At 42.4% G+C, this 25477-nt stretch carries 24 protein-coding genes; 7 read left to right on the forward strand and 17 right to left on the reverse strand.

What is annotated here, in order from left to right:
* Positions 1-24: 24 nt before the first annotated feature.
* The 5 genes from FFM57_RS05890 to rpsL form a co-directional block, all read right to left on the reverse strand.
* Positions 25-522 (reverse strand): DUF5946 family protein, encoded by a 498-nt coding sequence (locus tag FFM57_RS05890; RefSeq protein ID WP_137599604.1) that lies wholly within the window; start codon positions 520-522, stop codon positions 25-27.
* 98 nt (positions 523-620) lie between these two features.
* Positions 621-1808 (reverse strand): elongation factor Tu, encoded by a 1188-nt coding sequence (gene tuf, locus FFM57_RS05895; protein WP_137599605.1) that lies wholly within the window; start codon positions 1806-1808, stop codon positions 621-623.
* 163 nt (positions 1809-1971) lie between these two features.
* Positions 1972-4056, reverse strand: coding sequence for an elongation factor G (fusA, locus tag FFM57_RS05900; RefSeq protein WP_137599606.1), 2085 nt, complete (start codon positions 4054-4056; stop codon positions 1972-1974).
* 62 nt (positions 4057-4118) lie between these two features.
* The gene (rpsG, locus tag FFM57_RS05905; protein ID WP_137599607.1) at positions 4119-4589 is read right to left on the reverse strand and encodes a 30S ribosomal protein S7; all 471 of its coding nucleotides are present in this window, start codon (positions 4587-4589) and stop codon (positions 4119-4121) included.
* Positions 4590-4646: 57 nt separating this feature from the next.
* A complete protein-coding gene (rpsL, locus tag FFM57_RS05910; RefSeq protein WP_137599608.1) occupies positions 4647-5060 on the reverse strand; it encodes a 30S ribosomal protein S12 in 414 nt (137 codons plus the stop codon).
* A gap of 348 nt (positions 5061-5408) precedes the next feature.
* Here rpsL and rpiA point away from each other — a divergent pair, with 348 nt between their 5' ends.
* From rpiA to FFM57_RS05935, 5 genes are all read left to right on the forward strand, one after another.
* Complete coding sequence (gene rpiA, locus FFM57_RS05915; RefSeq protein WP_137599609.1) at positions 5409-6092, forward strand: ribose-5-phosphate isomerase RpiA; 684 nt, start codon at positions 5409-5411, stop codon at positions 6090-6092.
* Positions 6093-6136: 44 nt separating this feature from the next.
* The gene (locus tag FFM57_RS05920) at positions 6137-6898 is read left to right on the forward strand and encodes a formate/nitrite transporter family protein (RefSeq protein ID WP_137599610.1); all 762 of its coding nucleotides are present in this window, start codon (positions 6137-6139) and stop codon (positions 6896-6898) included.
* 104 nt (positions 6899-7002) lie between these two features.
* Positions 7003-7581: a recombinase family protein gene (locus FFM57_RS05925; RefSeq protein WP_137599611.1), complete on the forward strand. Its 579-nt coding sequence runs from the start codon at positions 7003-7005 to the stop codon at positions 7579-7581.
* A 99-nt stretch (positions 7582-7680) separates the two neighbouring features.
* Positions 7681-8193 carry a nitroreductase family protein gene (locus tag FFM57_RS05930; protein WP_137599612.1) on the forward strand — a complete coding sequence of 171 codons (513 nt, stop codon included), beginning with the start codon at positions 7681-7683 and terminating at the stop codon, positions 8191-8193.
* 88 nt (positions 8194-8281) lie between these two features.
* Positions 8282-8968 (forward strand): 2,3-diphosphoglycerate-dependent phosphoglycerate mutase, encoded by a 687-nt coding sequence (locus tag FFM57_RS05935; protein WP_137599613.1) that lies wholly within the window; start codon positions 8282-8284, stop codon positions 8966-8968.
* A 55-nt stretch (positions 8969-9023) separates the two neighbouring features.
* Here FFM57_RS05935 and FFM57_RS05940 read toward each other — a convergent pair whose 3' ends face one another.
* The 11 genes from FFM57_RS05940 to FFM57_RS05990 all read right to left on the reverse strand — a co-directional run bounded on the left by FFM57_RS05940 (position 9024) and on the right by FFM57_RS05990 (position 20829).
* A complete protein-coding gene (locus FFM57_RS05940) occupies positions 9024-10199 on the reverse strand; it encodes an iron-containing alcohol dehydrogenase (protein WP_137599614.1) in 1176 nt (391 codons plus the stop codon).
* Positions 10200-10388: 189 nt separating this feature from the next.
* Positions 10389-11093 (reverse strand): purine-nucleoside phosphorylase, encoded by a 705-nt coding sequence (gene deoD, locus FFM57_RS05945; RefSeq protein WP_137599615.1) that lies wholly within the window; start codon positions 11091-11093, stop codon positions 10389-10391.
* A gap of 129 nt (positions 11094-11222) precedes the next feature.
* Complete coding sequence (locus FFM57_RS05950; RefSeq protein ID WP_137599616.1) at positions 11223-12041, reverse strand: purine-nucleoside phosphorylase; 819 nt, start codon at positions 12039-12041, stop codon at positions 11223-11225.
* 9 nt (positions 12042-12050) lie between these two features.
* Positions 12051-13217: a phosphopentomutase gene (gene deoB, locus FFM57_RS05955; RefSeq protein WP_137599617.1), complete on the reverse strand. Its 1167-nt coding sequence runs from the start codon at positions 13215-13217 to the stop codon at positions 12051-12053.
* Positions 13218-13373: 156 nt separating this feature from the next.
* Positions 13374-14330 (reverse strand): ABC transporter permease, encoded by a 957-nt coding sequence (locus FFM57_RS05960; RefSeq protein WP_137599618.1) that lies wholly within the window; start codon positions 14328-14330, stop codon positions 13374-13376.
* Complete coding sequence (locus FFM57_RS05965; RefSeq protein ID WP_137599619.1) at positions 14330-15490, reverse strand: ABC transporter permease; 1161 nt, start codon at positions 15488-15490, stop codon at positions 14330-14332. Before FFM57_RS05965 ends, FFM57_RS05960 begins: the two co-directional genes overlap by 1 nt.
* Positions 15483-17102 (reverse strand): ABC transporter ATP-binding protein, encoded by a 1620-nt coding sequence (locus FFM57_RS05970; protein WP_137599620.1) that lies wholly within the window; start codon positions 17100-17102, stop codon positions 15483-15485. The genes FFM57_RS05965 and FFM57_RS05970 overlap by 8 nt, the downstream gene beginning before the upstream one ends.
* A gap of 152 nt (positions 17103-17254) precedes the next feature.
* Positions 17255-18373 carry a BMP family lipoprotein gene (locus tag FFM57_RS05975; protein ID WP_137599621.1) on the reverse strand — a complete coding sequence of 373 codons (1119 nt, stop codon included), beginning with the start codon at positions 18371-18373 and terminating at the stop codon, positions 17255-17257.
* A 75-nt stretch (positions 18374-18448) separates the two neighbouring features.
* Positions 18449-18847, reverse strand: coding sequence for a cytidine deaminase (locus FFM57_RS05980; RefSeq protein WP_137599622.1), 399 nt, complete (start codon positions 18845-18847; stop codon positions 18449-18451).
* 12 nt (positions 18848-18859) lie between these two features.
* A complete protein-coding gene (deoC, locus tag FFM57_RS05985) occupies positions 18860-19513 on the reverse strand; it encodes a deoxyribose-phosphate aldolase (RefSeq protein ID WP_137599623.1) in 654 nt (217 codons plus the stop codon).
* Between the two features lie 14 nt (positions 19514-19527).
* Positions 19528-20829, reverse strand: a complete 1302-nt coding sequence (locus tag FFM57_RS05990; RefSeq protein ID WP_137599624.1) for a pyrimidine-nucleoside phosphorylase — start codon at positions 20827-20829, stop codon at positions 19528-19530.
* A 642-nt stretch (positions 20830-21471) separates the two neighbouring features.
* On the opposite strand from FFM57_RS05990, the gene FFM57_RS05995 reads away from it, so the two are divergent.
* Both FFM57_RS05995 and argH read left to right on the forward strand, forming a co-directional pair.
* Positions 21472-22680: an argininosuccinate synthase gene (locus FFM57_RS05995; protein ID WP_137599625.1), complete on the forward strand. Its 1209-nt coding sequence runs from the start codon at positions 21472-21474 to the stop codon at positions 22678-22680.
* 74 nt (positions 22681-22754) lie between these two features.
* Positions 22755-24134: an argininosuccinate lyase gene (gene argH / locus FFM57_RS06000; RefSeq protein ID WP_137599626.1), complete on the forward strand. Its 1380-nt coding sequence runs from the start codon at positions 22755-22757 to the stop codon at positions 24132-24134.
* 114 nt (positions 24135-24248) lie between these two features.
* On the opposite strand, the gene FFM57_RS06005 is transcribed toward argH, so the two are convergent.
* Positions 24249-25112, reverse strand: coding sequence for a transporter substrate-binding domain-containing protein (locus FFM57_RS06005; RefSeq protein ID WP_137599627.1), 864 nt, complete (start codon positions 25110-25112; stop codon positions 24249-24251).
* Positions 25113-25477: the final 365 nt, after the last annotated feature.

The raw sequence follows: 25477 nt of genomic DNA on the forward strand, positions 1-25477 counted from the left end.
ATGCCTGCGCAGGATTTTTTTATTTTAAAATAAGTAACGTTGACACAACGCCCGCGTCCACGCCTGCTTTTCTGCTCCCCAATTTCTCCAAACATCAGCGCTCCACGCATTTAAAGCTAATAAATGGTCTTGCGGACTCGTCCTTTTTAAAACATCCACTACCGTCACGGTATAGGGCGTAGCGGGCGCTCCAAAATGCGGCCAGACTATTTTCTTTTGAGCCAACTTTTGGTGCGCTTCTTGGACCATTTTCCCCGTGTAGCCTTTTTCCACAGCTAAATATAAGCCAATCAAAGAAAAAGCGACTCGAATGTCTTTGGTGGTTGGCCCCACGTGTTGCGCGCCATAAGCATCCACGGCGTATTGTTTAGGAAAACTTTCCGCGTCTTTTGACCACAACCAAGCCGACAACTCGTGATACTGACCCTCGCAAGCGCTGCTAGCGTGGTAAGTCTGGCTTAAGGAGGAGTCGTTGGAGGAAAAGAGCGCTCCGCACCCTGGACATTTCAGCTTGCTAACCATTTATTTTACCTTCTCTATCTAATCATTATGTAAAAACAAACGCCACTCTTGCGAGTGGCGCTTGTACGTAGGGACATAAGTTTTAGAAAAATAAAGAATTATTTTTCGATTGTAGCTACGACACCGGCACCAACAGTCCGTCCGCCTTCACGGATAGAGAATTTAGTACCATTTTCGATAGCGATTGGGTGGATTAATTCAACATCCATAGTTACGTTATCACCAGGCATAACCATTTCAACGCCTTCTGGTAATTCTACAACACCAGTAACGTCTGTTGTACGGAAGTAGAATTGAGGACGGTAGTTAGTGAAGAATGGAGTATGACGTCCGCCTTCTTCTTTGGTTAATACGTAAACTTCAGCTTTGAATTTAGTATGTGGAGTGATTGTTCCTGGTTTAGCCAATACTTGACCACGTTCGATGTTTTCACGAGCAACACCACGTAACAAAGTACCGATGTTATCGCCAGCTTCAGCGTAGTCTAATAATTTACGGAACATTTCAACACCAGTAACAGTTGTTTTAGCTGTTTCTTCAGCAATACCAACGATTTCTACTTCATCACCAACGCGAACTTGTCCACGTTCAACACGGCCTGTAGCAACAGTACCACGTCCAGTGATTGAGAAGACATCTTCAATTGGCATCATGAATGGTTTATCAGTATCACGAACTGGAGTTGGGATATATTCGTCAACAACGTTCATTAATTCGATAATTTTTTCTTCATAAGCAGGATCGCCTTCTAAAGCTTTCAAAGCAGAACCAGCTACGAAAGGAATATCGTCGCCTGGGAAGTCATATTCGCTTAATAATTCGCGAACTTCCATTTCAACTAATTCTAATAATTCTTCGTCATCAACCATATCAACTTTGTTTAAGAAAACAACGATGTAAGGCACACCAACTTGGCGAGATAACAAGATGTGTTCACGAGTTTGAGGCATAGGACCATCAGCAGCAGAAACTACTAAGATAGCTCCGTCCATTTGGGCAGCCCCAGTGATCATGTTTTTAACGTAATCCGCGTGTCCTGGGCAGTCAACGTGAGCATAGTGACGTGCTTCAGTTTCATATTCAACGTGAGCTGTGTTGATTGTGATTCCGCGTTCGCGTTCTTCAGGAGCGCCATCGATGGAAGCATAGTCCATAGCAGTAGCTCCGCCTTGTTTAGCTAATACAGTCGTAATTGCTGCAGTTAAAGTTGTTTTACCGTGGTCAACGTGTCCGATAGTCCCGATATTAACGTGGGGTTTAGAACGGTCAAATTTTTCTTTTGCCATTTTAAAAAATTCCTCCTAAAAATATAGATTTCTTTTTTTATCTGACGGGATTATTCCCAATCATACAAGGTTAAGGTGGTACAAAAAATTCTTAGGAATCCTGAAGTAAGGAGAGCCCTTAAGGTTCAGCTTGACAGCACCCCTAAGAATTGCACGTCAAGAATTAACCAGCGTTGCCGCCGTTTTTCTTAATGATTTCTTCTTGAACAGATTTAGGCACATCTTCGTAGTGGTCGAAAGTCATGGTGAAGACACCACGTCCTTGCGTTGCGGAACGAAGCGTTGTAGCGTAACCGAACATTTCAGCTAACGGTACCATGGCGCGGACAACTTGAGAGTTACCGCGGGCTTCCATCCCTTCAACCCGTCCACGACGAGCAGTTACGTGACCCATGATATCCCCTAAGTAATCTTCAGGAATCACGATTTCTACAGACATAATTGGTTCTAAGATAACAGGATTTGCTTTTTTAGCAGCTGCTCTTAAAGCCATCGATGCTGCAACCCGGAAGGCTGTTTCAGAGGAATCGACATCGTGGTAAGAACCATCATAAAGTTTAGCTTTAATATCAACTAATGGATAACCAGCTAATACCCCGTTTTCCATGGAGTCTTTCAAACCAGCTTCAACAGCTGGGATGTATTCACGTGGAACAACCCCACCGACGATGGCATTTTCAAATTCAAAGCCAGCACCTTCTTCGTTTGGTGTAAATTCAATCCAAACGTGTCCGTATTGACCTTTACCACCAGATTGCCGTACGAATTTACCTTCAGCTTGACAACCAGCACGGAAAGTTTCACGATAAGAAACTTGTGGCGCACCAACGTTAGCTTCAACTTTAAATTCACGACGCATCCGGTCAACAATAATATCTAAGTGAAGTTCACCCATCCCAGCGATAATGGTTTCACCAGTTTCGCTGTTGGTTTCAGCCCGGAAGGTTGGATCTTCTTCAGATAATTTTTGTAAAGCAATCCCCATTTTATCTTGGTCCGCTTTTGATTTAGGTTCAATAGCGACTTGGATAACTGGTTCTGGGAATTCCATGGATTCAAGGATAACTGGTGATTTTTCATCAGATAAAGTATCCCCAGTAGTCGTATCTTTCAAACCAACAGCAGCAGCGATATCCCCAGCATAAACTTCAGAGATTTCAGAACGGCTGTTAGCGTGCATTTGCAAGATCCGGCCGACACGTTCCCGTTTGCCTTTAGTAGCATTCAAGACGTAAGAACCAGATTGTAACACACCAGAGTAGACACGGAAGAAAGTTAAACGCCCAACGAATGGGTCAGTCATCACTTTAAAGGCTAAAGCAGAGAAAGGTTCTTCGTCAGATGCGTGACGAACAGTTTCTTCATCTGTTTTAGAATCAATCCCTTTGATAGAAGGAATGTCAACTGGTGAAGGCAAGTAATCAATAACGGCATCCAATAATAATTGAACCCCTTTATTTTTGAAGGCTGAACCAGCTAAAACTGGATAAAATTCAACAGCTAAAGTTGCTTTACGAATTCCAGCTTTTAATTCTTCAATGGAAATTTCTTCCCCTTCAAGATATTTCATGGTTAAGTCTTCATCAGTTTCAGCAACAGCTTCTACTAATTTTTCATGCCATTCTTCAGCAAGTTCCCGGTAATCTTCAGGAATTTCTGTTTCTTGGATTTCAGTTCCTAAATCGTTCGTGTAGATTTCGGCTTTCATGGTTACCAAGTCAATGATACCAGTGAAGTCGTCTTCAGCACCGATTGGAATTTGAATTGGATGAGCGTTTGCTTGCAAACGGTCATGTAAAGTTCTTACAGAGTATAAGAAGTCAGCACCGATTTTGTCCATTTTATTGGCAAAAACGATCCGAGGAACTCCGTAAGTAGTTGCTTGACGCCAAACTGTTTCGGTTTGTGGTTCAACACCGGATTGGGCGTCTAAGACAGTAACGGCACCATCTAAAACCCGTAAAGAACGTTCAACTTCAACTGTGAAGTCCACGTGTCCTGGGGTGTCAATGATGTTGATGCGGTGACCCTTCCATTGGGCAGTTGTTGCCGCAGAAGTAATCGTGATCCCACGTTCTTGTTCTTGTTCCATCCAGTCCATTTGGGAAGCCCCTTCGTGGGTTTCGCCAATTTTATGGATTTTACCAGTGTAGTACAAGATCCGTTCGGTAGCGGTAGTTTTACCAGCATCGATGTGGGCCATGATACCAATGTTACGGGTGTTTTCTAGGGAAAATTCTCTAGCCATTGCGGGCATGCTCCTCTCTTAATTGTCGTTTAGTTAGCAGATACTTATAAATAAAGAGGATCTTACCAACGATAGTGTGCAAATGCACGGTTGGCTTCAGCCATTTTATGTGTATCTTCACGTTTCTTAACAGAAGCACCAGTGTTATTAGCTGCGTCCATAATTTCTTTAGCTAAGCGTTCTTCCATGGTATGTTCACCACGAAGACGCGCATAGTTAACGATCCAACGTAAGCCTAAAGTAGTACGACGATCAGGACGAACTTCAATTGGCACTTGATAGTTAGAACCACCAACACGGCGAGCTTTAACTTCTAGTACAGGCATCACATTTTTCATGGCTTGTTCGAAAACTTCCAATGGATCATTACCAGTTTGTTCTTTAATAGCTTCAAAAGCGTTGTAGATAATATTAGCCGCAACCCCACGTTTACCATCAACCATAACGCGGTTGATTAAGCGAGTGACTAATTTTGAGTTATAAATTGGATCTGGTAAAACATCACGTTTTGCAACAGGACCTTTACGAGGCATCCGTAACTCCTCCTTTACAAGAATTTTTTCGTTTAAGTTTATTTAAGGTTGATTGAATTATTTTTTAGGACGTTTAGTACCATATTTAGAACGGCTTTGTTTACGATCGTTAACACCAGCTGTATCTAAGGCACCACGTACGATATGATAACGTACCCCTGGTAAGTCTTTTACACGTCCACCACGGATCAAAACAACGCTGTGTTCTTGAAGGTTGTGGCCGATACCTGGGATATAAGCGGTAACTTCAATCAAGTTAGACAAACGTACACGAGCATATTTCCGCAAAGCGGAGTTTGGTTTTTTAGGTGTCATTGTGCCGACACGCGTTGCCACCCCACGTTTTTGAGGAGCGTTCAAGTCAGTTTGTGTTTTCTTAAAGCTATTGTATCCTTTGTTCAAGGCTGGTGAATTGGATTTTTCCACCTTTGATTTACGAGGTTTACGTACTAATTGGTTAATTGTAGGCATTCCTTGTTTTCCTCCTTCCTGAGTTCACTGCTAGTTCCACACATCCAGGTGGTTCTTTTTTTATGATAAAAAAAGAGCAAAAAACTACTATTTGTGCTTGGGGTCAGTCAGCACGTCTTAAATAGACCTGTCCATAAAGCACCTTTAGTAGGATAGCATGTTTTTTCTGTTGCTGTCAACTGGTTATGATTGATTTTTTACAACCTACTTTTAAAAATTTGCGTTTTCTATTCTTGCAAAAAAAGAAATTGCTTTTATGTCCTTTTCACTCTATCTTTTTCTAGCGTTTCCTTATAAAATAGCAATGTTATCTTTAAGCCGGCAATAAAATTAACTTGTAAAGGATGGATGAACATGACCACAAACCTCAAGGAAATGGTGGGAGTCAAAGCAGCAGAATTTGTTACCGATGGCATGATTGTGGGCCTAGGTACCGGCAGTACCGCTTATTATATGGTGGAAGAAATCGGCCGTAAAGTAAAAGAAGAAGGTTTAACCATCACAGGGGTCACCACCTCAAAAGAAACGGCTGACCACGCGAGGGCTTTAGGGATTCCTCTAAAGAGCATTGATGAAGTTCCTTATGTGGATGTGACCATTGATGGCGCTGACGAAATCTCTAGCGATTTCCAAGGGATTAAAGGTGGCGGCGCGGCTCACCTCTTTGAAAAGATTGTCGCTACCTATTCAAAAAAAATTATTTGGATTGTGGATGAATCCAAAATGGTGGAACACTTAGGCAAGTTCCCGCTACCGGTGGAAGTTATTCCTTATGGCAGCCAACAATTATTTAAAGTCTTGGCTGAAAAAAATCTCCATCCTGTTTTGCGGCAAAAAGACGGTGAAATTGTCCGCACAGATTCTAACAACTATATTCTCGATTTACATTTAGAAAAAATTACTGACCCTCACGCCTTGGCAAACTTGCTAAATTCTTTACCTGGGGTGGTGGAACATGGTCTTTTCTTAGACATGGTGAACACCGTCATTGTAGGTAAAAGCGCCGGGCCAGTTATTATCCACGCCCGTTAATCAATATAACTTAATATTATCTTTACTTTGGAGGAATTATTTTTATGTACGCACCGGATGAAATTATGTCCATCAGCATTGACTATGGCACCAAAAAAATCGCTAAACCCTTCCTGACGAAATGTATCTTAGGATTTATCGGTGGGGCCATGATTTCGTTAGGCTATCTCGCTTATATTCGCGTGATTGCTTCTGTCGCCCACGAAATGGGCAGCCTCGCCAGTTTAATTGGCGCTTCCGTCTTCCCCATCGGCCTGATTGTCATCTTATTAGGGGGCGGCGAATTAATTACCGGCAACATGATGGCGGTAGCCATTGCCTTTTTCCACCGGAAGATTAGTTTCAGCGACCTCGCTAAAAACTGGTTAGTCATCACCTTGGCGAATTTAGTCGGCGCTTTTTTTGTAGCTTATGTTTTCGGTCACTTGACTGGTTTAACCGCTAGTGGCGACTATTTAGAAGAATTAGTTGCGGTGGCCCATGCGAAATTAGATACGACGATGCTCCAACGTTTCTTATCAGGAATCGGCTGTAACTGGTTTGTCGGTCTTTCTTTGTGGCTTTGCTATGGCGCTAAAGATGGCGCTGGTAAAATTTTAGGTATTTGGTTTCCCGTGATGATTTTTGTGGCTATTGGTTTTCAACATAGTGTGGCTAACGCCTTTGTCATTCCAGCAGCGATTTTTGAAGGACAAGCTACCTGGGGCGATTTTATTGGTAACTTTATTCCCGTTTACTTAGGCAACATCGTCGGCGGTTCCATCTTTGTTTCCGGTTTTTATTATTTAAGCTACCACCACCATTGATGACTTATGTTACAATTCCTTTAAAAATGCGCGGCGGGACTATTTTCTAAATTACAAATATGCTACATTATTTAGTAGCAATTACTGTCAGAAAGGGAATACTTATGCGCAAAATTGGTTACGCACGGACGACCATCAACGATTGTGATTTAACCGCTCAAATTGCGGCTTTAGAAGCTTTTGGTTGTGATGAAGTCGTGGAAGAAACCAACACTTCCATCAGCGAAAAGAAAACCAGCCAATTGGATCAAATTGTGCAAGAAATGAAGGCCGGCGACGCGTTAATCGTTACCCAACTCAATCGTCTTGGTCGTTCTACCCGTCAGCTCACCCAGTTAACGGAAATCTTACAAGCACAAGAATTACATCTGGTAGCTTTAAAAGAAGAAATCGATACGCGGCGTCCGATGGGGGAAATTTATTTCAACTTAATGCAAGGCTTAGCCGCTATGGAGTGTGACTTGATTAAAGAACGCACTTTGGTGGGCTTAAACGAAGCCCGCAAAAAAGGCAAAGTCGGCGGTCGACCAAAAATCGATCAAAAGACGGTAAAAAAAATTCGCCGCCTTTATTATGACAAGAACGAGACCATCCAATTGATTTCTAGCAAATGTCGCGTTTCTGTCGGCACGTGTTACAAGTACATTAATTTGTCAGAAGAAGAGCTGGCTAAAATTTTATAAGCATCAAAGAACTGTTGCTAAGTGGCACAGTTCTTTTTTGTTTAGCTAAATATCCCCTCAGCACCATGCTATAATAAAAACACAGAAAGAAGGGATTCCATGTCTGATAGTTTATTTGTTAGTCGGCAAAGCGTTCGTCAATACACGGCAGAACCGGTAGAAAAAGAAGTAGTAACTGCTTTATTGCAAGCTGCAATTCAAGCGCCTAGTGCTGGCAATTTACAGCCTTGGCATTTTTGCGTTGTCACCAATCAAAAGCTAAAAGAACAAATTTATCAAGGAGCGTGGCGGCAAAGACAAATCATCACGGCGCCAGTGCTCATCGTGGTTTGTGCGGTACCAGAACGTGCTCAAAGCTACGGGGAACGCGGTCGTAACTTGTACATTTACCAAGATACTGCCGCAGCTATCGAGAATCTTTTACTAGCAGCCAGCCAACAGCAGCTAGGAGCGTGTTGGTTAGGGGCTTTTGATGAAGAAGCCGTACGAAACGCGTTAACCCTTAGTACGGACTATTTGCCGGTGGCGTTAATTACTTTAGGTTACCCCAAGAAAATTCCAAAAAAACCAGCGCGCCTCCCTTTGGCTGACGTTACTAGCTATTTTGACTAAGACAAGGGATAGAGGTTGAAAACACCTAGTAAAAAAGTGTAAAATAGAAACGTATGATTTTAAATAAACTCTTAAAGGAGCGGAATCAATGTTAAAATTAGTTTTTGTCCGTCACGGCTTAAGTGAATGGAACGCCTTGAACCAATTTACTGGTTGGGTAGATGTAGATTTAAGTGAAAAAGGTGTGGAAGAAGCCAAAGAAGCAGGACGCAAAGTTAAAGAAGCTGGTATCGAATTTGATATGGCCTTCACTTCTGTTTTAAAACGCGCCATCAAAACATGTAACTATGTCTTAGAAGAATCTGATCAATTGTGGGTACCGCAAACAAAATCTTGGCGCTTAAACGAACGTCACTATGGTGCTTTACAAGGGTTAAACAAACAAGAAACAGCTGACAAATATGGTGCTGACCAAGTTCAATTATGGCGTCGTTCTTACGATACTTTACCACCATTATTAGCGGAAACTGATCCTTTGTCTGCCGCTAACGATCGCCGTTACGCGCACCTTGACAAACGTACAATTCCTGGTGGCGAAAACTTAAAAGTTACCTTGGAACGGGCTTTACCTTTCTGGGAAGACCAAATTGCCCCAGCTTTATTGGATGGCAAAACAGTTTTAGTAGCAGCGCACGGTAACTCTTTACGGGCTTTAGCTAAACATATCGAAAACATCTCTGATGACGATATCATGGGCTTAGAAATTCCAACTGGCCAACCTTTAGTTTATGAATTAAACGACGACTTATCTGTCGCTAACAAATACTATTTATAATTTCCAAAAAAATCCGTCTTAGCGCTAGCGCTAAGGCGGATTTTTTGTTTGTTTTTTAGAAAACCATCGGCTCTAAAGAAGCTTCAAAGATGGCAAACACATCGTTAGCTTGTAACGGCACAAAAGCTTTCGTACTAATTTCTGAATGTTTCACGGCTTGTTGGGCCATCTCTTGTAATTTTTCAGAACCAATCCCCACTTCTGGTAAAGTCATGGGAATATTCAAGCTTAAGAAAAATTCATACGTTTTTTGAATGGCATGGTGAGCAATTTCTTCATCACTGCCTGTTAAGTGCCAAACATTTTTTCCGTAACGAACGAAGTAAGGCAAAGTTTCGCCATTTAAAACGTGTTTCATCCAACGGGGGGTAATAATCGCCAAGCCGACACCATGGGTGATGTCGTAGTAAGCAGACAATTCGTGTTCCATGGGGTGACAACTCCAAACGCCAGCTTTCCCACTACGAATTAAACTATTCAACGCCCAGCTAGAGGCCCACATTAAATTGCCCCGCGCTTCATAGTTGGTGGGTTCAGCTAAAGCCACCGGCAAGTTTTCAATCACGGTGCGCATTAAGCCTTCTGCCATATAGTCTAAAATTTGTGTGCCACTGGTGCGGTCAAAGTATTGTTCCATTAAGTGACTTAAAATATCGGCTGAACCCGCCGAAGTTTGATAGGCCGGTACGGAAAAAGTATACGTCGGATCTAAAATGGACGCTTGCGGAATCAAAAGAGGATTACGGAAACCTAATTTTTCTTTAGTTTCCAAATTAGTTAAGACGCCACCCCAATTCATTTCGCTACCGGTTGCCGCCAAGGTTAAGATAGTTACGAGGGGCAAAGCGCGCTTAATGACACTGCCATCTTGCGTAAAGTCCCAAGGGTCTCCCTCATAAAAAGCGCCACCAGCTACCGCCTTAGCACAGTCAATCGTCGAACCGCCACCAACGGCTAAAATAACCTCTACCCCGTGTTGACGACATAAGGCAACACCACGCCGGACAGTGTCCACCCGCGGGTTAGGTTCAACTCCTGCTAGTTCGACAATTTGAAATTCATCAGCTAATAAACTTTGAATCGTCTCGTAAATTCCATTGTGTTTAATACTGCCACCACCGTACACCAATAACACCTTGCGCCCGTGTTCCCGCAAAATTTTTGGTAAGTGTTGAATTTGATTTTTCCCAAAATACACTTTAGTGGGTGCTTGAAAAATAAAATTTTCCATTATTGCTCCTCCTCACAAAAACATTTCATGCTTAGTTTAGCCTAGTTGCGGGAATTTGCAAAGGCTTTCGGCAAGAAAAGCCTGCAGCCCGCCACTATTTTAGGAAAAACGCCGAAAAAAAGCACCTTGTTGCTTAGCAGTTTGCCTGTTAGTGCTAAACTGTCGCTCCAAAGTGCTCCTTTTTAATTTTTAATCTAAAATCGTTGCTAAGCCCACTTCAATCATTTCATTGAAGGTGCTTTGCCGTTCGGCGGCAGTCGTCTCTTCACCGGTAATGATGTGGTCACTGACGGTCATAATCGCTAAAGTTTGGACGTCGAATTTTGCGCCTAAGTAATAAAGAGCCGCTGCTTCCATTTCTACACCTAATACGCCTAGTTCAGCTAATTTCAAGGTTTCCCCTAAATCATCTTTGTAAAAGGTATCTTCAGACAAAACGTTCCCTACGTGGGTAGTGAACCCTTTAGCTACAGCAAATTGATAAGCTTTTAACAATAAATCGAAATCGCCAATCGGTGGATAATGGAATTGTTGGAAATTCTTTTCAATCATGCTGGAGCTCGTGGCGGCGCCTTGCGCAATGACTAAGTCCCGCACATGGACATCTTTTTTCAAAGCCCCACAGGTCCCCACGCGGATTAATTTTTTCACGCCGTAAGACTGAATCAATTCGTGAGCATAAATCGTCGCACTAGGCATCCCCATGCCGGTACCTTGCACGCTGACTCTTTGTCCTTGATACGTACCGGTGTACCCTAACATACCCCGTACATTATTATAAAGTTTTGGTTCTTCTAAAAAAGTTTCCGCAATATATTTTGCCCGCAGTGGATCGCCTGGCAGTAAAATTTTATCGGCAATCTCGCCGACTTTAGCTTCAATGTGTACGCTCATGTAAACGCTCCTTTAATTTTTTAGGTTAAAAGGAGGTGTGACAAACGTCTCGTCACACCACCTTTTTCAAAATAAACGATGTCGCAGCAATTTCTGAAAGTTAAAGACTGCTGGCACAACCTCTCGTTTTTATAAAGCTTGCAGACAAGCTTTGATTAATTCTTTAAAACTAGCTTTCACCCGTTGCGTCGTCTCCACAACTTCTTCATGGTTCAGGTTAGCTTGCATCCCGGCAGCCAGGTTGGTGATACAAGAAACGCCTAAAACTTTCAAGCCACTGTGGGCCGCTACGATAACTTCTGGTACCGTGGACATTCCTACAGCGTCGGCCCCCATGGTGCGCGCCATGCGGATTTCCGCTGGCGTTTCATAGGTTGGGCCACTAAAGCCCATGTAGACGCCCTCTTTTAAGTTTAAGTGCAGTTTCTCCCCGACTTCATGAGCTACTTGGCGATATTGCGCCGTATACGCATCAGACATATCTGGGAAACGCGGACCAAACTCTTCCAGGTTTTCGCCAATTAAGGGATTGGCTCCCATGTAGTTAATTTGATCGTTAATCAGCATCAGATCGCCAGGGACAAAACTTTCATTGACGCCACCACAAGCGTTAGTGACAATGACTGAATGAGCACCTAGTAAAGCCATCACCCGCACCGGATACGTCACGGTAGTCATACTGTTGCCTTCGTAATAATGGAAACGTCCTTGCAAGGCTAACACTTTTTTGCCGCTTAAAGTACCGTAAACTAACATACCCGCGTGTCCCACAACGGTGGACGCTGGAAAATGGGGAATGTCTTGGTACGGAATTTTAATCGCATCTTCAATTTCTTCTGCTAATTCTCCTAAGCCGGAGCCGAGGATTAAACCAAAGTCTACTGCGCCGATGCCGCGGTCTTTAATAAATGCTGTCGTATTTCGTAAATCTTCCATCAAACTAGCCATCTGATCCTCCTATTTTAAAGCGTCCAAGAAACTTACGCCGTTTTCAGTTTGCGGTACTTTAAAGTTTTCGGCAATGGTGGCAGAGATATCAGCATAATGCCCCACTGGCAGGGCTCCTTGACCTTTAAATTTCTTGCTAAAGACCAGTAACGGCACATATTCCCGCGTGTGGTCGGTTCCGGGGAACGTTGGATCATTACCGTGGTCTGCGGTAATCATTAACAAATCATCTTCAGCCATCGCGTCAATAATTTCTGGCATGCGGCTATCAAACTCGTCAATGGCTTTACCGTATCCCACAACATCACGACGGTGACCAAACATGGCGTCGAAATCCACTAAGTTGGTAAAGCTCATGCCAGTGAAATCTTTAGCCATCACCTTTAAGAGTTGGTCGACACCATCCATATTGCTCTTGGTGCGCACAAATTCAGTAATCCCTTGACCATTAAAGATATCATTAATTTTTCCCACCGCAATTACATCTTTACCATCATCTTTCAAAGAATCCAAGACCGTATGGCCAAATGGATCCAAAGCGTAATCGTGGCGATTGCTAGTGCGGGTAAAATTACCTGGTGTGCCCACGTAAGGACGGGCGATAATCCGACCAATCATATAAGGCTCATCTTTGGTGATGTCTCTGACATATTGGCAAATGCGATACAATTCTTCTAAAGGAATAATCTCTTCATGAGCGGCAATTTGTAACACGGGATCAGCTGAAGTATAGACAATTAAGTCGCCTGTTTTCATTTGGTGTTCGCCGTAATCATTAATGACCTCTGTGCCGCTGTATGGTTTATTGCAGACGATACCGCGACCTGAAAATTCACGAATCTTGGCTAATAATTCTTCTGGAAAACCTTCAGGGAAGACGCGGAAAGGTTTTTGAATATTTAAGCCCATAATTTCCCAGTGCCCCGTCATGGTATCTTTCCCCACGGAAACTTCTTCCAATTTAGTGGCATAGCCTTGGTGATTTTGAACATCCTTAACCCCTTTTAACGGGCGAATGGAGCCATAGCCTAATTGCTCTAAGTTTGGCACATGTAACCCAGCTTGTTCTGCGATGTGGCCTAAAGTATCGGCACCCACATCGCCAAATTTATCAGCATCAGGTGCTTCCCCGATACCGACAGAATCCATGACAATCAAATGTACACGTTTAAACATAATAAACTCCTTCTTTCTGATTCATTTTCCAGTACTCAACACCTATAAGATAACATATTTTTGCACTAATGAAAAAGATGCGGCAAAAATCCATCTCCGTAAAAAGGCAAAGAGGTTCAGTCAACACCTAAGTTGACTGGACCTCTTCGGTGAAACTTATTTCGACTTAATGTAGTTGACCCCGTTAGCTTTTGGCCCAGAGGCTTTTCCTAGGAAGAGCACTAAGACGATAATGGTTAATAGATAAGGTGCAATTTGGAGATAAACAGATGGCACGCTAGAAATTACTGGCAACTGCGCTCCAATAATACTTAAGCTTTGAGCAAAACCGAAGAAGAAGGCGCCCCCCATAGCTCCGAGGGGATTCCATTTCCCAAAGATCATGGCGGCCATGGAAATAAACCCTTGACCCACGATGGTTCCTACTGAGAAGTTACCAGAGATAGTTTGCGCAAAGACAGCGCCACCGAAGCCCCCTAATAGCCCAGAAATCAACACACCAGAATATTTCATGGCATAGACGTTAATTCCTAAAGTATCAGCAGCTTGCGGATTTTCTCCCACAGCCCGTAACCGCAAACCAAAGCGGGTTTTAAAGATAATAAACCACGCTAAGACGGCGACAACAATGGCTAAGTAAGCTGGCAAATACGTGTTTTTAAAAAGAATGGGGCCAATGACTGGAATTTTTTCTAAACCGGGAACAGTGAAGTAACCTAGGTTTCCTTTAATGTTATCTGTTTGCCCTTTATTGTATATTGCTTTCACTAGGAAAACGCCTAGGGCTGGGGCCATTAAGTTAATAACCGTCCCACTAATGATGTGATCCGCTCGCAAATTAATAGTAGCTACCGCATGAATTAAGGAGAATAGTACGCCCACGACGCCCCCAACCAAAATTCCTAGCCAAGGTGTCAATTTACCAAAAGCATCGTAAAAGCTCAAGTTAAAGACCACTGCTGAAAAAGCGCCCATCACCATGATGCCTTCAAGGCCGACGTTAACGACCCCACTACGTTCAGAAAAAGTTCCGCCTAAAGCCGTGAAGACTAGCGGCGTCGAATAAACTAACGCAGAAGTAATGATTAAGTGCAACATTTGTACGCCGTTCATTAGATAGCCCCCCCTTCTTGACTATTTTCATCATCTTTTTTCGATTCTACTTCTGTAACGACAGCGACTTCTTTTTTACCGCCGCCAATTTTCGCTAAAACGATGCGAATCATGTAGTTGGCTCCCACAAAGAAGATAATGGCGGCAATCACGACACTGACAATTTCAAAAGGTACTTGGGCTTTGGTTTGCATCCCCAAGCCACCGATTTTTAAAATACTAAATAAAATGGCAGATAATAAAATCCCAATGGAAGTGCCGGAACCTAATAAGGAAACGGCCATCCCGTCAAAACCGATGGATAGAGAAGCCGTTTGTACGAAGAAGTTTTGGTACGTCCCTAAACCTTCCACCACACCACCAAGACCAGCTAGTAAGCCAGAAATCACCATGGACATGACGATAGTCCGTTTGCTGCTCATCCCGGCGTATTCAGAAGCAAAAGGATTCAAACCAACTGAACGAATTTCAAAACCTAACGTGGTTTTCTTCATTAAGAACCAGACTAAGACTAACGTAATGAGGGCCAAGAATAAACCGCCACTCACTCGCGAATTACGAAACATTTCCGTCAAACCAGTTAAGCGCAAAGTAGCATTACTGGAAATTGGATTGGTGGAATCCATCGAAACACGATAGCTTGCCGGCATCACGTTTTGCATTAAATAAGTCGAATAATAGAGCAAAATGTAGTTTAACATGATAGTGACAATCACTTCGCTCGTTCCAAAGAACGCCCGTAAGAAACCAGGAATCGCCGCAGCTACCGCCCCAGCTAAAGCTCCGACTAAAATACATAAAGGCACTAAGACAATCCGCGGTAAATCTGGAAAAGCTAAGGCGACCCAAATACTAGCCACCCAACCGCTTAAAGCTTGGCCGGAAAGCCCGATATTAAAGAAACCGGCGGCACTGGCTACGGAAAAGCCTAGAGCAGTAAAAATAAGGGGTGTTGCTTGTCGCAATGTTTCCCCGATATTCCGCCACATTAAATCAGTAGTGGTGGTCCCGTTAGGGTAATAGCCAGACAACATCGCTTTATAAGCGTTTAAAGGATTGTACCCAAAGGCAATCATAATGAGGGCTCCTAATAAAAGTCCCAGCACAACTGACAGGATGGGTACTAAAAGATTACGGAATCTTTCCCGCGAATTATTCATCCTTGGTGTCCTCCTTTTGTGATTCATTTGTTTCTGCAGTGACGTCTAACGTCGCTTGCGCAAAAGCTACCCCTTGGGTTTCAGCTCGTGCTTTTTCTAGGGATGAACCGGCCATCAGTAAGCCTAACTCTTGTTCTGTCGTTTCTTCTGGGCGGACAATACCGGCAATTTGACCATCGTGAATTACGGCAATGCGGTCGGAAACGTTCATGATTTCATCTAATTCAAAGCTAACTACTAAGACTGCTTTAAATTTATTCCGTTCTTCCACTAGCCGTTGGTGAATGTATTCAATCGCCCCCACGTCTAAGCCCCGGGTTGGTTGCGAAACAATCACTAAGTCCGTATCCCGGTCTAATTCCCGGGCGATAATGGCTTTTTGTTGGTTCCCCCCGGATAAAGATTTAGCGGGAACTAGTTCGTTGGTGGTTCGCACATCGAACTCTTTGATTAAATCCCGAGCGTGACTGTTGATTTCTTTGTAGTTTAAGACGCCGCGTTTACTAAGAGGTGCTTTGTAGTAAGTTTGTAACGCCATATTTTCAGCTAAAGACATTTCTAAAACTAAGCCGTATTTATGCCGGTCTTCTGGTACGTGACTGACGCCTTCTTCGGTAATTTTACGGGGACGAGCATTGGTGATGTCTTCCCCTTTTAAAACTACGCGACCACTTTCGACTTTCCGTAAACCAGTTAAAGCTTGAATTAATTCCGTTTGACCATTGCCATCAATCCCGGCAATCCCCACTACTTCACCAGCGTGGACTTCCAAGCTTAAACCTTTGACTGCTTCTAAGCCGCGAGATTCTTTTACCACAAGATTTTCAATTTTTAAAATGGCTTCTTGCGGCTCAATCACTTTTTTATTGGTCTTGAAGTTAACGGAACGACCCACCATTAAGTCGGCCAACTCTTGGGAAGAAACATCCGCCACATTCACGGTATCAATACTCTTCCCACGGCGAATTACTGTACAACGATCCGCTACTTTTTTAATTTCATCCAACTTGTGGGTAATTAAAATAATCGACTTGCCTTCCTTCACCAACCCTTGCATGATGGCGATTAATTCATCAATTTCTTGCGGGGTTAAAACCGCCGTTGGTTCGTCAAAAATTAAAACATCGGCGCCGCGATATAAAGTTTTTAAAATTTCGACCCGTTGTTGCATCCCGACAGAAATATCGCTGATTTTTCCATGAGGATCCACATCCAACCCATATTGCTTAGAGAGTTGGGCAATCGCTTCAGCGGCTTTATTTTTATTTAAAACTCCCGCTTTCGTCGGTTCACTCCCTAAAATGATATTTTCAGTAACGTTAAACGCATCCACCAACATAAAGTGTTGGTGCACCATGCCGATTCCTAATTTATTTGCAACCGTTGGGCTGGAAATTGAAACAGCTTGGCCATTCAGGAAAATTTCTCCTGAGGTGGGCTGCAATAACCCTGAAAGCATGTTCATTAAGGTGGACTTGCCGGCACCGTTTTCCCCTAAAAGAGCATGAATTTCACCTTTTTTTACTTGCAAGTTGATGCGATCGTTGGCTTTAAACGTTCCAAACTCCTTGGTAATATTGCGCATTTCGATTACCAATTCTGCCTGCTCCATATGCTCACTTCCTATTAATTTATTCTAAAAAGTGGTTCCTTTTCGGTTCCAAAAAAGCTAGCTCACCTAGCTAACCTCTGTGCAAACGAAAAAGAAAAAAGGCTCCAAGCGACAAGCGTACTTGTAAGTTGGAACCTTTTAATTAATCATGCTTATTTTTCTGGAGCTTCAGGAACTTTAATGTCACCAGCAACAATTTTGTCTTTTGCTTCATTGACAGCTTTTAAGACATCGTCAGAAAGTTGGCCATCAGTGATGGAAATAGCTTCAGATTTCAAATCGTAAGCAATGTGTTGGCCCCCAGGGAATTCCCCAGTGTTTGCTTTTTCAGCTAAGTCTTCTACGACCGTTCCTACCCCTTTAACAGTAGAAGTCAAGACGAAGTTAGCATCTTTTCCAGATTCAGGATCTTTGTAGCTACCTTCATCAGATTGGTCCCGGTCAACCCCGATTACCCAAACTTTTTTGTCGCCAGATTCATTGATAGATTTTGCTTCTTGCAATAATCCGTTACCAGTAGCACCGGAAGCGTGGAAGATGATGTCAGCGTTAGCAGCGTACATCCCTTGAGCAATCGTTTTCCCTTTATCAGGAGCGTTGAAGTCACCAGCGTATTGAATTTTCACTTCAACGTCTTTACCTAAAGCTTTGGCGCCATCGGCAACCCCAGCTTCAAAACCAGCTTGGAAACGGTCGATAACGGTACCTTCAACCCCACCAATAAACCCAACAACGTTGGTTTCAGTTGTGTAAGCAGCAGCTAACCCAACTAAGTAAGAGTTTTCGTTATCCATAAAAGTAGCAGCGGATACGTTATCAGCAATCTTTTCATTGCCGTCAGCATCAACTGGCACATCGTCGATGATAACAAAGTTAGCATCTGGATTTTGAGCTGAAGCGTCCACAATCGCAGCCGTTAATTTATACCCAACTCCAAAAATTGTTTGGTAACCAGCGGCGATAGCTGTGTCAATATTTGGTGCATAGTCTGATTCATTGGAAGATTGGAAGTAAGAGAAACCATGGTCTTTAGACAGGTCATGGGTTTTTCCCCAAGCTTGTAAACCTTCCCAAGCAGATTGGTTAAAGGAACGGTCGTCTACACCACCAGTATCCGTAATAATCGCTGCTGGTTTTTCAACGGAACCAGCTGCATCAGAGCCGCTTTTCGCGTCACTGCCGTCAGTTTTGCTGTTGTTACCGCATGCAGCTAAAGTTAAAGCCGCTACTAGTGCTAAAGCACCAGCGCCAAACAATTTTGCTTTTTTCATTTCTGTAAAGCCCCCTATAAAATATTTTTTTCAAAGGTGTTCCCACCTGTTGAACCAAAGTAAAGTGTGTTGCTCTTACATTTGTTTCTCGGAAAAACTATACGGCAATAGTTCGTGGAGATTGGTTTCTTTCGTTTCTCCTGACTCACTAATTAACGTAATGGGCATCTCTGGGGCGAAAAATTCCGCCATCACTTGCCGACAAGCACCACATGGCGAAATCGGTTCGGCCGTGTTACCGGCAATGTACAAGTGTTTGAAATTCCGTTTTCCTTCAGAAACTGCTTTAAAAATTGCTGTCCGCTCCCCACAGTTGCTTAAACCAAAAGAAGCATTTTCAATGTTAATACCGGTGTAAACTTCATCGTCAGCCGTTACTAAGACCGCACTGACTGGAAAATGAGAGTAGGGCACATAAGCCTTGCTTAAATTTTCTTGCGTCAAGTGGATGAATTCTGCCTGTGACAAGGTCATGGTTAAATCCTCCTAGTCTTCTTGACTAACAATGGCGATACTTGCACTAGCTCCAATGCGGCTAGCTCCAGCTTCCACCATCGCTTTGGCTTCTTCATAAGAATGAATCCCACCAGAAGCTTTTACGCCCATTTCAGGACCGACTGTTGTCCGCATAATTTTCACGGCATGAGCACTCGCTCCGCCTTCTTTGGCAAAACCAGTCGACGTTTTAACAAAATCAGCGCCAGCAGCTTTAGCACATTCGCAAGCTTGGACAATTTGTTCATCGCTTAGCATGGCACTTTCGATAATGACTTTCACTAAAGCTTGATCTTGCACCGCATGAACAACGGCTGCAATATCTGCTTGGACTTTTTTCAATTGGTTAGCCTTTAAAGCACCAATATTAATCACCATATCTACTTCTTTAGCCCCATTGTTAACGGCGTCTTGTGCTTCGTAAGCTTTCACTTCAGAAGTATTGGCTCCCAAAGGAAAACCAATTACGGTGCAGACTGCAGTGTCCGTCCCTGCTAATTCTTTTGCGGCTAATGGTACCCAAGTAGGGTTTACACACACCGAAAAGAAATGATATTGTTTTGCTTCTTCAATCACTTGGAGTACTTCTAATTCAGTAGCATCCGCTTTTAAAATAGTGTGGTCAATCATGCGATTTAATTTCATAAAAAACATCCTCTCTAAGCAGTAATTATATCATGAATCAAGACAGGTTCTACAGCATCTTTTCCAATGATAATGTTTTCAAAAAGCAAACGTTCGGTTTCTGCAATATTTTCTTGATTGGCGTAAATAGTAAGTAAGCTTTCGCCGGCGGTAACGGTATCCCCTACTTTTTTGTGAAGGACAATACCGACTGCTGGATCAATGACGTCTTCTTTTGTTTTACGCCCAGCACCTAATAGCATGGCTGCCACACCAATTTCATTAGCGACCATCTTTTGGATGATTCCGGTCTTTGCAGCTTTAAACTCAAATTGATATTGGGCCGTCAATAGTTTTTCCGGTTCTTCAACATAACGCACATCGCCACCTTGCGCCGCCACAAACTCTTTAAAAATTTTAAGAGCCGTCCCGTTAGCCAAGTTTTCCGTTAGCATCTGCCGTGCGGTCGCTAAATCGGGAGATTTTTGCCCTAAGACCACCATTTGACTTCCTAAGACATAGACTAGTTCCATCAAATCTTTTGGACCCTTCCCTTGTAAACATTGAATGGCTTCGTACACTTCTAAAGAATTGCCGATTGCTTCCCCTAATGGTTCACTCATATCCGAAATAATCGCCATCGTCGCCCGGTTCGCAAGTTTACCAATCCGTACCATGGTTTTAGCTAGTCGTTTGGCATCTTCCAAGTTTTTCATAAAAGCACCTTCGCCAATGGTAACGTCTAAAACAATCGCATCCGCCCCAGCGGCAATTTTTTTACTCATGATGGAACTAGCAATTAACGGAATAGAATCTACGGTAGCCGTCACATCCCGCAAAGCGTAAAGCTTTTTATCAGCAGGTGCCAAGTTCCCGGATTGCCCAATGACGGACACTTTTAAGGTATTCACTTGTTGAATGAACTCTTCTTTAGATAGTTCCACTTTAAAACCAGGAATGGCTTCCAATTTATCTAACGTACCACCTGTATGGCCCAGACCGCGACCACTCATCTTGGCTACTGGGACGCCACACGCCGCAACTAAGGGGGCCAAAATTAACGTCGTCGTATCGCCGACACCACCAGTAGAATGCTTGTCTACTTTAATGCCTTCGATTGCTGACAAATCAATTGTTTCACCAGAAGTCGCCATCGCTTGCGTTAAAGCTGTAATCTCGTCATCAGTCATATCTTGATAGAAGATTGCCATGAGTAAAGCACTCACTTGATAGTCGGGAATGCTCCCTGCTGTATAATTTTCAATAACAAATTGAATTTCTGCAGTGGACAAAGCTTGCCCATCTCTTTTTTTCTCGATGATATCCACCATCCGCATAGAAAAAACCTACTTTCCCTTTTCCAGGCCTGAAACAAGCTGAAAATTTTCTGTAAAAACTATTGCTGAAATGTTCTTGAAAAGAATAGTTTATCCACTTCAAAATTACCATTTTGACTAGCCGTTGTCAAAGTAATTCCGAAGGTTCGTAATCTAAAGAACGTTATATAATCAAAAAAGATTGTGTGAAAAAAGCTTTCAGTCTCATTTCAGTTTAAATTACCTTTATTTGCAAAATACTCTCCCTAAGAAAAGGCCTTATCCACTACTTTTCGCCAAAGAGACTGTTGTTTAATACTTAACTTCATGAAAATCTTTTGCAAAACTATCCTCGTTAAAATAAAATAGAATTTTTTAATTTAAAAAGTTAATCCCCCCTGAAAGTTCGGCATTTTCTGCTAAAAGATTTTTGACGAAAGACATGCTCTTTAGTAGGCCTTATCCCGTAATGCTAAAGAGCTTCCTTATTAATATTATGCGAAAACCCAACCTCATTATGTATATTAAGAGGGTTTAATTGCTTTTTATTGACTAAAGATGAATATTTATTAATTTAATCCTTGTATTCTCTTGCGGAGAGTGCTACTATATGCATGAAATAGTTGATTTTATTAATAACTACTTAAAAGGAGTTCCTAACAAATGAAAGAAAAAGTTATTTTAGCCTATTCTGGCGGCTTAGACACCTCAGTTTCCATCAAGTGGCTAGCAGACGAAGGCTACGACGTAATTGCTTGCTGTATTGATGTGGGTGAAGGCAAAGATACTGCTTTTATTAAGGAAAAAGCTTTACAGGTAGGGGCTATTGCGTCCTACGCCATTGACGCTAAAGATGAATTCGCTGAAGAGTTCGCCTTAATCGCTTTACAAGGACACACTTACTACGAAGGCATCTATCCTTTAGTCTCCGCCTTGTCCCGACCTTTGATTTCCAAAAAATTAGTCGAATTAGCCCATCAAACAGGAGCCACCACTATCGCCCATGGCTGTACCGGGAAAGGCAACGACCAAGTCCGTTTTGAAGTGGCCATCACTTCGATGGATCCTAATTTAAAAATTATCGCGCCAGTTCGGGAATGGAAGTGGTCGCGGGAAGAAGAAATTCAATACGCCGAAAAAAATGGTGTGCCAATTCCTGCCAACCTCGACAATCCTTATTCCATCGACCAAAATCTTTGGGGTAAAGCTTGTGAATGCGGCGTTTTAGAAAATCCTTGGTCGACACCTCCCAAAGGTGCATATACCCTAACTAAAGAATTAGAAGAGACCCCCGATACGCCAGCGATTATTGAAATTACTTTTGCTAATGGGACACCTATTGCTTTAGATGGACAAGAAATGAAATTGGCAGATTTAATTATTGCGTTAAATCATCTGGCTGGTGAACACGGCATCGGACGGATTGACCACATTGAAAACCGTCTCGTAGGCATTAAGTCACGGGAAGTTTACGAGTGTCCAGGGGCCGTCACTTTAATGACTGCTCATAAAGCGTTAGAAGATATCACTTTCGTGCGTGAACTGGCTCATTTTAAACCGCTGATTGAACATGAATTAAGCCAAGTTATTTATAACGCCTTGTGGTTCAATCCTTTGACTGATGCTTTAATTGCCTTTTTGAAATCCACACAAAAATATGTTAACGGGGTGGTCCGCGTTAAATTATTCAAAGGAAACGTCATTGTTGAAGGCCGTAAATCAGCTAATTCTCTTTATGATGAAAACTTAGCTACCTACACTTCAGCAGATACTTTCGATCAAGACGCCGCAGTTGGCTTTATCAAGTTGTGGGGACTACCTTCTAAGGTCCATGCCGAAGTTCAAGCTCAATTAGCAAAAGAAGAAGACTAATTTTTAAAAGGAGCGGTGGATCGCACAAACAGTCCTCCTCTCCTTTTCATTTATTAATGAAGAGGTGAATGACCATGACAAAATTATGGGGTGGCCGCTTTGACGGCAAAAATGAAGCTTGGGTTGATGAATTTGGCGCTTCCATTCCTTTTGATCAACTTTTAGCGCACCAAGATATTGCCGGTAGTTTAGCTCACGTAAAAATGCTGGGCAAAACAGGAATTCTCACGGCAGCAGAAGCTACCACCATCGCTGACGGGTTAAAAGCGGTGGCCGAAAAAATTACTAGCGGAGAATACCAATTTACAATTGAAAACGAAGATGTTCATTTAAATATTGAATCCTTTTTACACGAAGAAATTGGACCTGTGGCTGGCAAACTACACACGGCTCGTAGTCGTAACGACCAAGTGGCAACCGACATGCATCTTTATTTAAAAGAAGTCTTACAAGATGTCGTCACTAAGATAGCCGCTTTACGCACAGTTCTAGTAAAAAAAGCCAGCGACAACATTGAAACCATTATGCCTGGTTATACCCATCTCCAACATGCCCAACCGATTTCTTTTGCCCATCATTTATTGGCCTATTACGGGATGCTCACCAGAGACCAAGAGCGTTTCACTGAAAACTTAAAACGGGCGGATATTTCCCCTTTAGGCTGTGCAGCATTGGCCGGAACAACCTTCCCCATTGATCGTGAATTTTCAGCAGCTGAATTGGGATTTTCAGCAATTTATCAAAATAGTCTAGACGGCGTTAGTGACCGCGACTTTATCTTAGAATTTTTAAGCAATGCTTCGATTTTAATGATGCATCTTTCACGTTTTTGCGAAGAAATTATTTTATGGTGTTCCCATGAATTTAAATTTGTTCAATTAACAGATACTTTTTCCACCGGTAGTTCCATTATGCCTCAGAAAAAAAATCCCGATATGGCCGAATTAATTCGTGGCAAAGCCGGACGAACTTACGGCAATCTCTTAGGCCTTTTAACCGTAATGAAAGGACTCCCTTTAGCCTACAACAAAGATTTGCAAGAAGATAAAGAGGGCATGTTTGACTCTGCCCATACGATTTTAAGTAGTCTAGAAATTATGGCGGGGATGGTGGCTAGCATGACCGTCAACGTCCAACATATGGCTGAAAGTACGGAAAAAGATTTCTCCAACGCTACCGAGCTTGCTGACTATTTAGCAGCAAAAGGCATGCCCTTCCGACAAGCCCACGAGATTGTTGGCAAATTAGTCCTCAGTTGCACACAACAAGGGAGCTATTTGCAAGATGTACCTTTAACACAGTATCAAGAAATTTCTCCCTTAATTACAGCGGACATTTATGAGGCTTTGCAAAGTCGGACAGCGGTAAAACGTCGCCACACACTTGGCGGTACCGGTTTTGATCAAGTCGCCTTGCAAGTTGAAAAAGCACAACAAGAATTAGGTTCACATTAATATAGAAGAAACTCAGGTGTGGTCCCTTTTATTCATGGGGGCAGCACCTGAGTTTTTTACTTTCTTAAGAAAAAAATGGAACCGGATAATTATCCAGCTCCATTTTTATTTGAATCATTCCGTTGCTGCTTGTTCATCTGCTAATGCTGTATATTTAGCAATCCATTGATCGATAGTCTCGTCATCCATTAATTTTTTAATCACGTCATCCACTTCTGTCTTCAAATCGCCACAATTTTTTGGTAAAGCTGCGGCATAGGATTCATTAGGGTCGGCCGGAATTTCAATATCAGAAATAACTAAGTCATCGTTGGCGTTCACATAACTTTGAGCCACAGCACTTTCCATAATGACCGCGTCCAAGCCGCCAGATTTCAATTGCACAATTAAGTTTGTGGTTAAAGGTACCGAAACAATCTTGGAATCACTAAATTGTTCGTTAGCAATATCTTCTTGTAGCGAACCTTTTTGTGCGCCTAGGTTTTTATCCGTTAAGTCCGTAGCTTTTTGAAAGGCCGCTGCATTATCTTTCTTGACTAAAATTTCTTGTGTCGGTGTGAAATAGGCTTGAGAAAAATCAACACTTTTCGCCCGTTCTTCAGTTGCCGAAACTCCAGACAACACAATATCTAATTTGCCAGCTTGCAATGAGGATAGTAAATTGTCAAAACTTAAATCCATTATTTTTAATTTTACTCCTAAGTCGTCGGCAATCGCTTGGGCAATTTCAATATCGGTTCCCGTTGTTTGGCCATCGCCATCAGGAAATTCAAACGGCGCAAAATCAGCCGCAGTGCCTAAAACTAACTCGCCAGAGTCTTTGATATCTTGCAAGGCAGACGAATTGTCTACTTTTGATTCAGCGGCAGTACTGTCCTTTGTCTGATCCGCTTTAGCTGAAGACGAACTCGAGCTACATCCTGCTAAAAATGTTAATGTTCCTGCTGCAATGAGTAATCCTGTCAATATTTTTTTCATAACCAAATCCCCTTTTAATATTTATTCATACATATCGTTTTTGTTTGCATAAATTATCATAACATATTTCTGCATTTACGCAAGAGATTTTTGTATCTTTTTTCATCAAAAAAGCATATTTTTTCTTTTTTTAGCTTTTAATACACAATAAAGCGAATATATTCACTTGAAATGAGTAACAGGCCTACTTTGATACAACGAAATTATCTTTGCCCAGTTATCGGAAGATTGCAATTCATTTCATAAAACGAAGCTCAGAACAAATGCTAAACTGCAAAAAAACTGCCTCATCATAGACGACAAGGCAGTTCGTTTATCTATTACTTACTTTGGTTATTTTGAAAATCAATTAAATATAGCAGTTT

It is taken from the genome of Enterococcus nangangensis, assembly GCF_005405245.1.
Taxonomy (GTDB): Bacteria; Bacillota; Bacilli; order Lactobacillales; family Enterococcaceae; genus Enterococcus_J; species Enterococcus_J nangangensis.

Coding starts and splice junctions, on each gene's coding strand:
- FFM57_RS05890 (WP_137599604.1), bottom strand. CDS start 522: ATGGTTAGCAAGCTGAAATGTCCAGGGTGCGGAGCGCTCTTTTCCTCC.
- fusA (WP_137599606.1), bottom strand. CDS start 4,056: ATGGCTAGAGAATTTTCCCTAGAAAACACCCGTAACATTGGTATCATG.
- FFM57_RS05960 (WP_137599618.1), bottom strand. CDS start 14,330: ATGAACGGCGTACAAATGTTGCACTTAATCATTACTTCTGCGTTAGTT.
- FFM57_RS05925 (WP_137599611.1), top strand. CDS start 7,003: ATGCGCAAAATTGGTTACGCACGGACGACCATCAACGATTGTGATTTA.
- deoC (WP_137599623.1), bottom strand. CDS start 19,513: ATGAAATTAAATCGCATGATTGACCACACTATTTTAAAAGCGGATGCT.
- FFM57_RS05920 (WP_137599610.1), top strand. CDS start 6,137: ATGTACGCACCGGATGAAATTATGTCCATCAGCATTGACTATGGCACC.
- FFM57_RS06005 (WP_137599627.1), bottom strand. CDS start 25,112: ATGAAAAAAATATTGACAGGATTACTCATTGCAGCAGGAACATTAACA.
- rpiA (WP_137599609.1), top strand. CDS start 5,409: ATGAACATGACCACAAACCTCAAGGAAATGGTGGGAGTCAAAGCAGCA.
- FFM57_RS05965 (WP_137599619.1), bottom strand. CDS start 15,490: ATGAATAATTCGCGGGAAAGATTCCGTAATCTTTTAGTACCCATCCTG.
- deoD (WP_137599615.1), bottom strand. CDS start 11,093: ATGAGCGTACACATTGAAGCTAAAGTCGGCGAGATTGCCGATAAAATT.
- FFM57_RS05970 (WP_137599620.1), bottom strand. CDS start 17,102: ATGGAGCAGGCAGAATTGGTAATCGAAATGCGCAATATTACCAAGGAG.
- FFM57_RS05980 (WP_137599622.1), bottom strand. CDS start 18,847: ATGACCTTGTCACAGGCAGAATTCATCCACTTGACGCAAGAAAATTTA.
- rpsL (WP_137599608.1), bottom strand. CDS start 5,060: ATGCCTACAATTAACCAATTAGTACGTAAACCTCGTAAATCAAAGGTG.
- FFM57_RS05935 (WP_137599613.1), top strand. CDS start 8,282: ATGTTAAAATTAGTTTTTGTCCGTCACGGCTTAAGTGAATGGAACGCC.
- FFM57_RS05950 (WP_137599616.1), bottom strand. CDS start 12,041: ATGGCTAGTTTGATGGAAGATTTACGAAATACGACAGCATTTATTAAA.
- rpsG (WP_137599607.1), bottom strand. CDS start 4,589: ATGCCTCGTAAAGGTCCTGTTGCAAAACGTGATGTTTTACCAGATCCA.
- FFM57_RS05990 (WP_137599624.1), bottom strand. CDS start 20,829: ATGCGGATGGTGGATATCATCGAGAAAAAAAGAGATGGGCAAGCTTTG.
- FFM57_RS05975 (WP_137599621.1), bottom strand. CDS start 18,373: ATGAAAAAAGCAAAATTGTTTGGCGCTGGTGCTTTAGCACTAGTAGCG.
- FFM57_RS05940 (WP_137599614.1), bottom strand. CDS start 10,199: ATGGAAAATTTTATTTTTCAAGCACCCACTAAAGTGTATTTTGGGAAA.
- deoB (WP_137599617.1), bottom strand. CDS start 13,217: ATGTTTAAACGTGTACATTTGATTGTCATGGATTCTGTCGGTATCGGG.
- FFM57_RS05930 (WP_137599612.1), top strand. CDS start 7,681: ATGTCTGATAGTTTATTTGTTAGTCGGCAAAGCGTTCGTCAATACACG.
- FFM57_RS05995 (WP_137599625.1), top strand. CDS start 21,472: ATGAAAGAAAAAGTTATTTTAGCCTATTCTGGCGGCTTAGACACCTCA.
- argH (WP_137599626.1), top strand. CDS start 22,755: ATGACAAAATTATGGGGTGGCCGCTTTGACGGCAAAAATGAAGCTTGG.
- tuf (WP_137599605.1), bottom strand. CDS start 1,808: ATGGCAAAAGAAAAATTTGACCGTTCTAAACCCCACGTTAATATCGGG.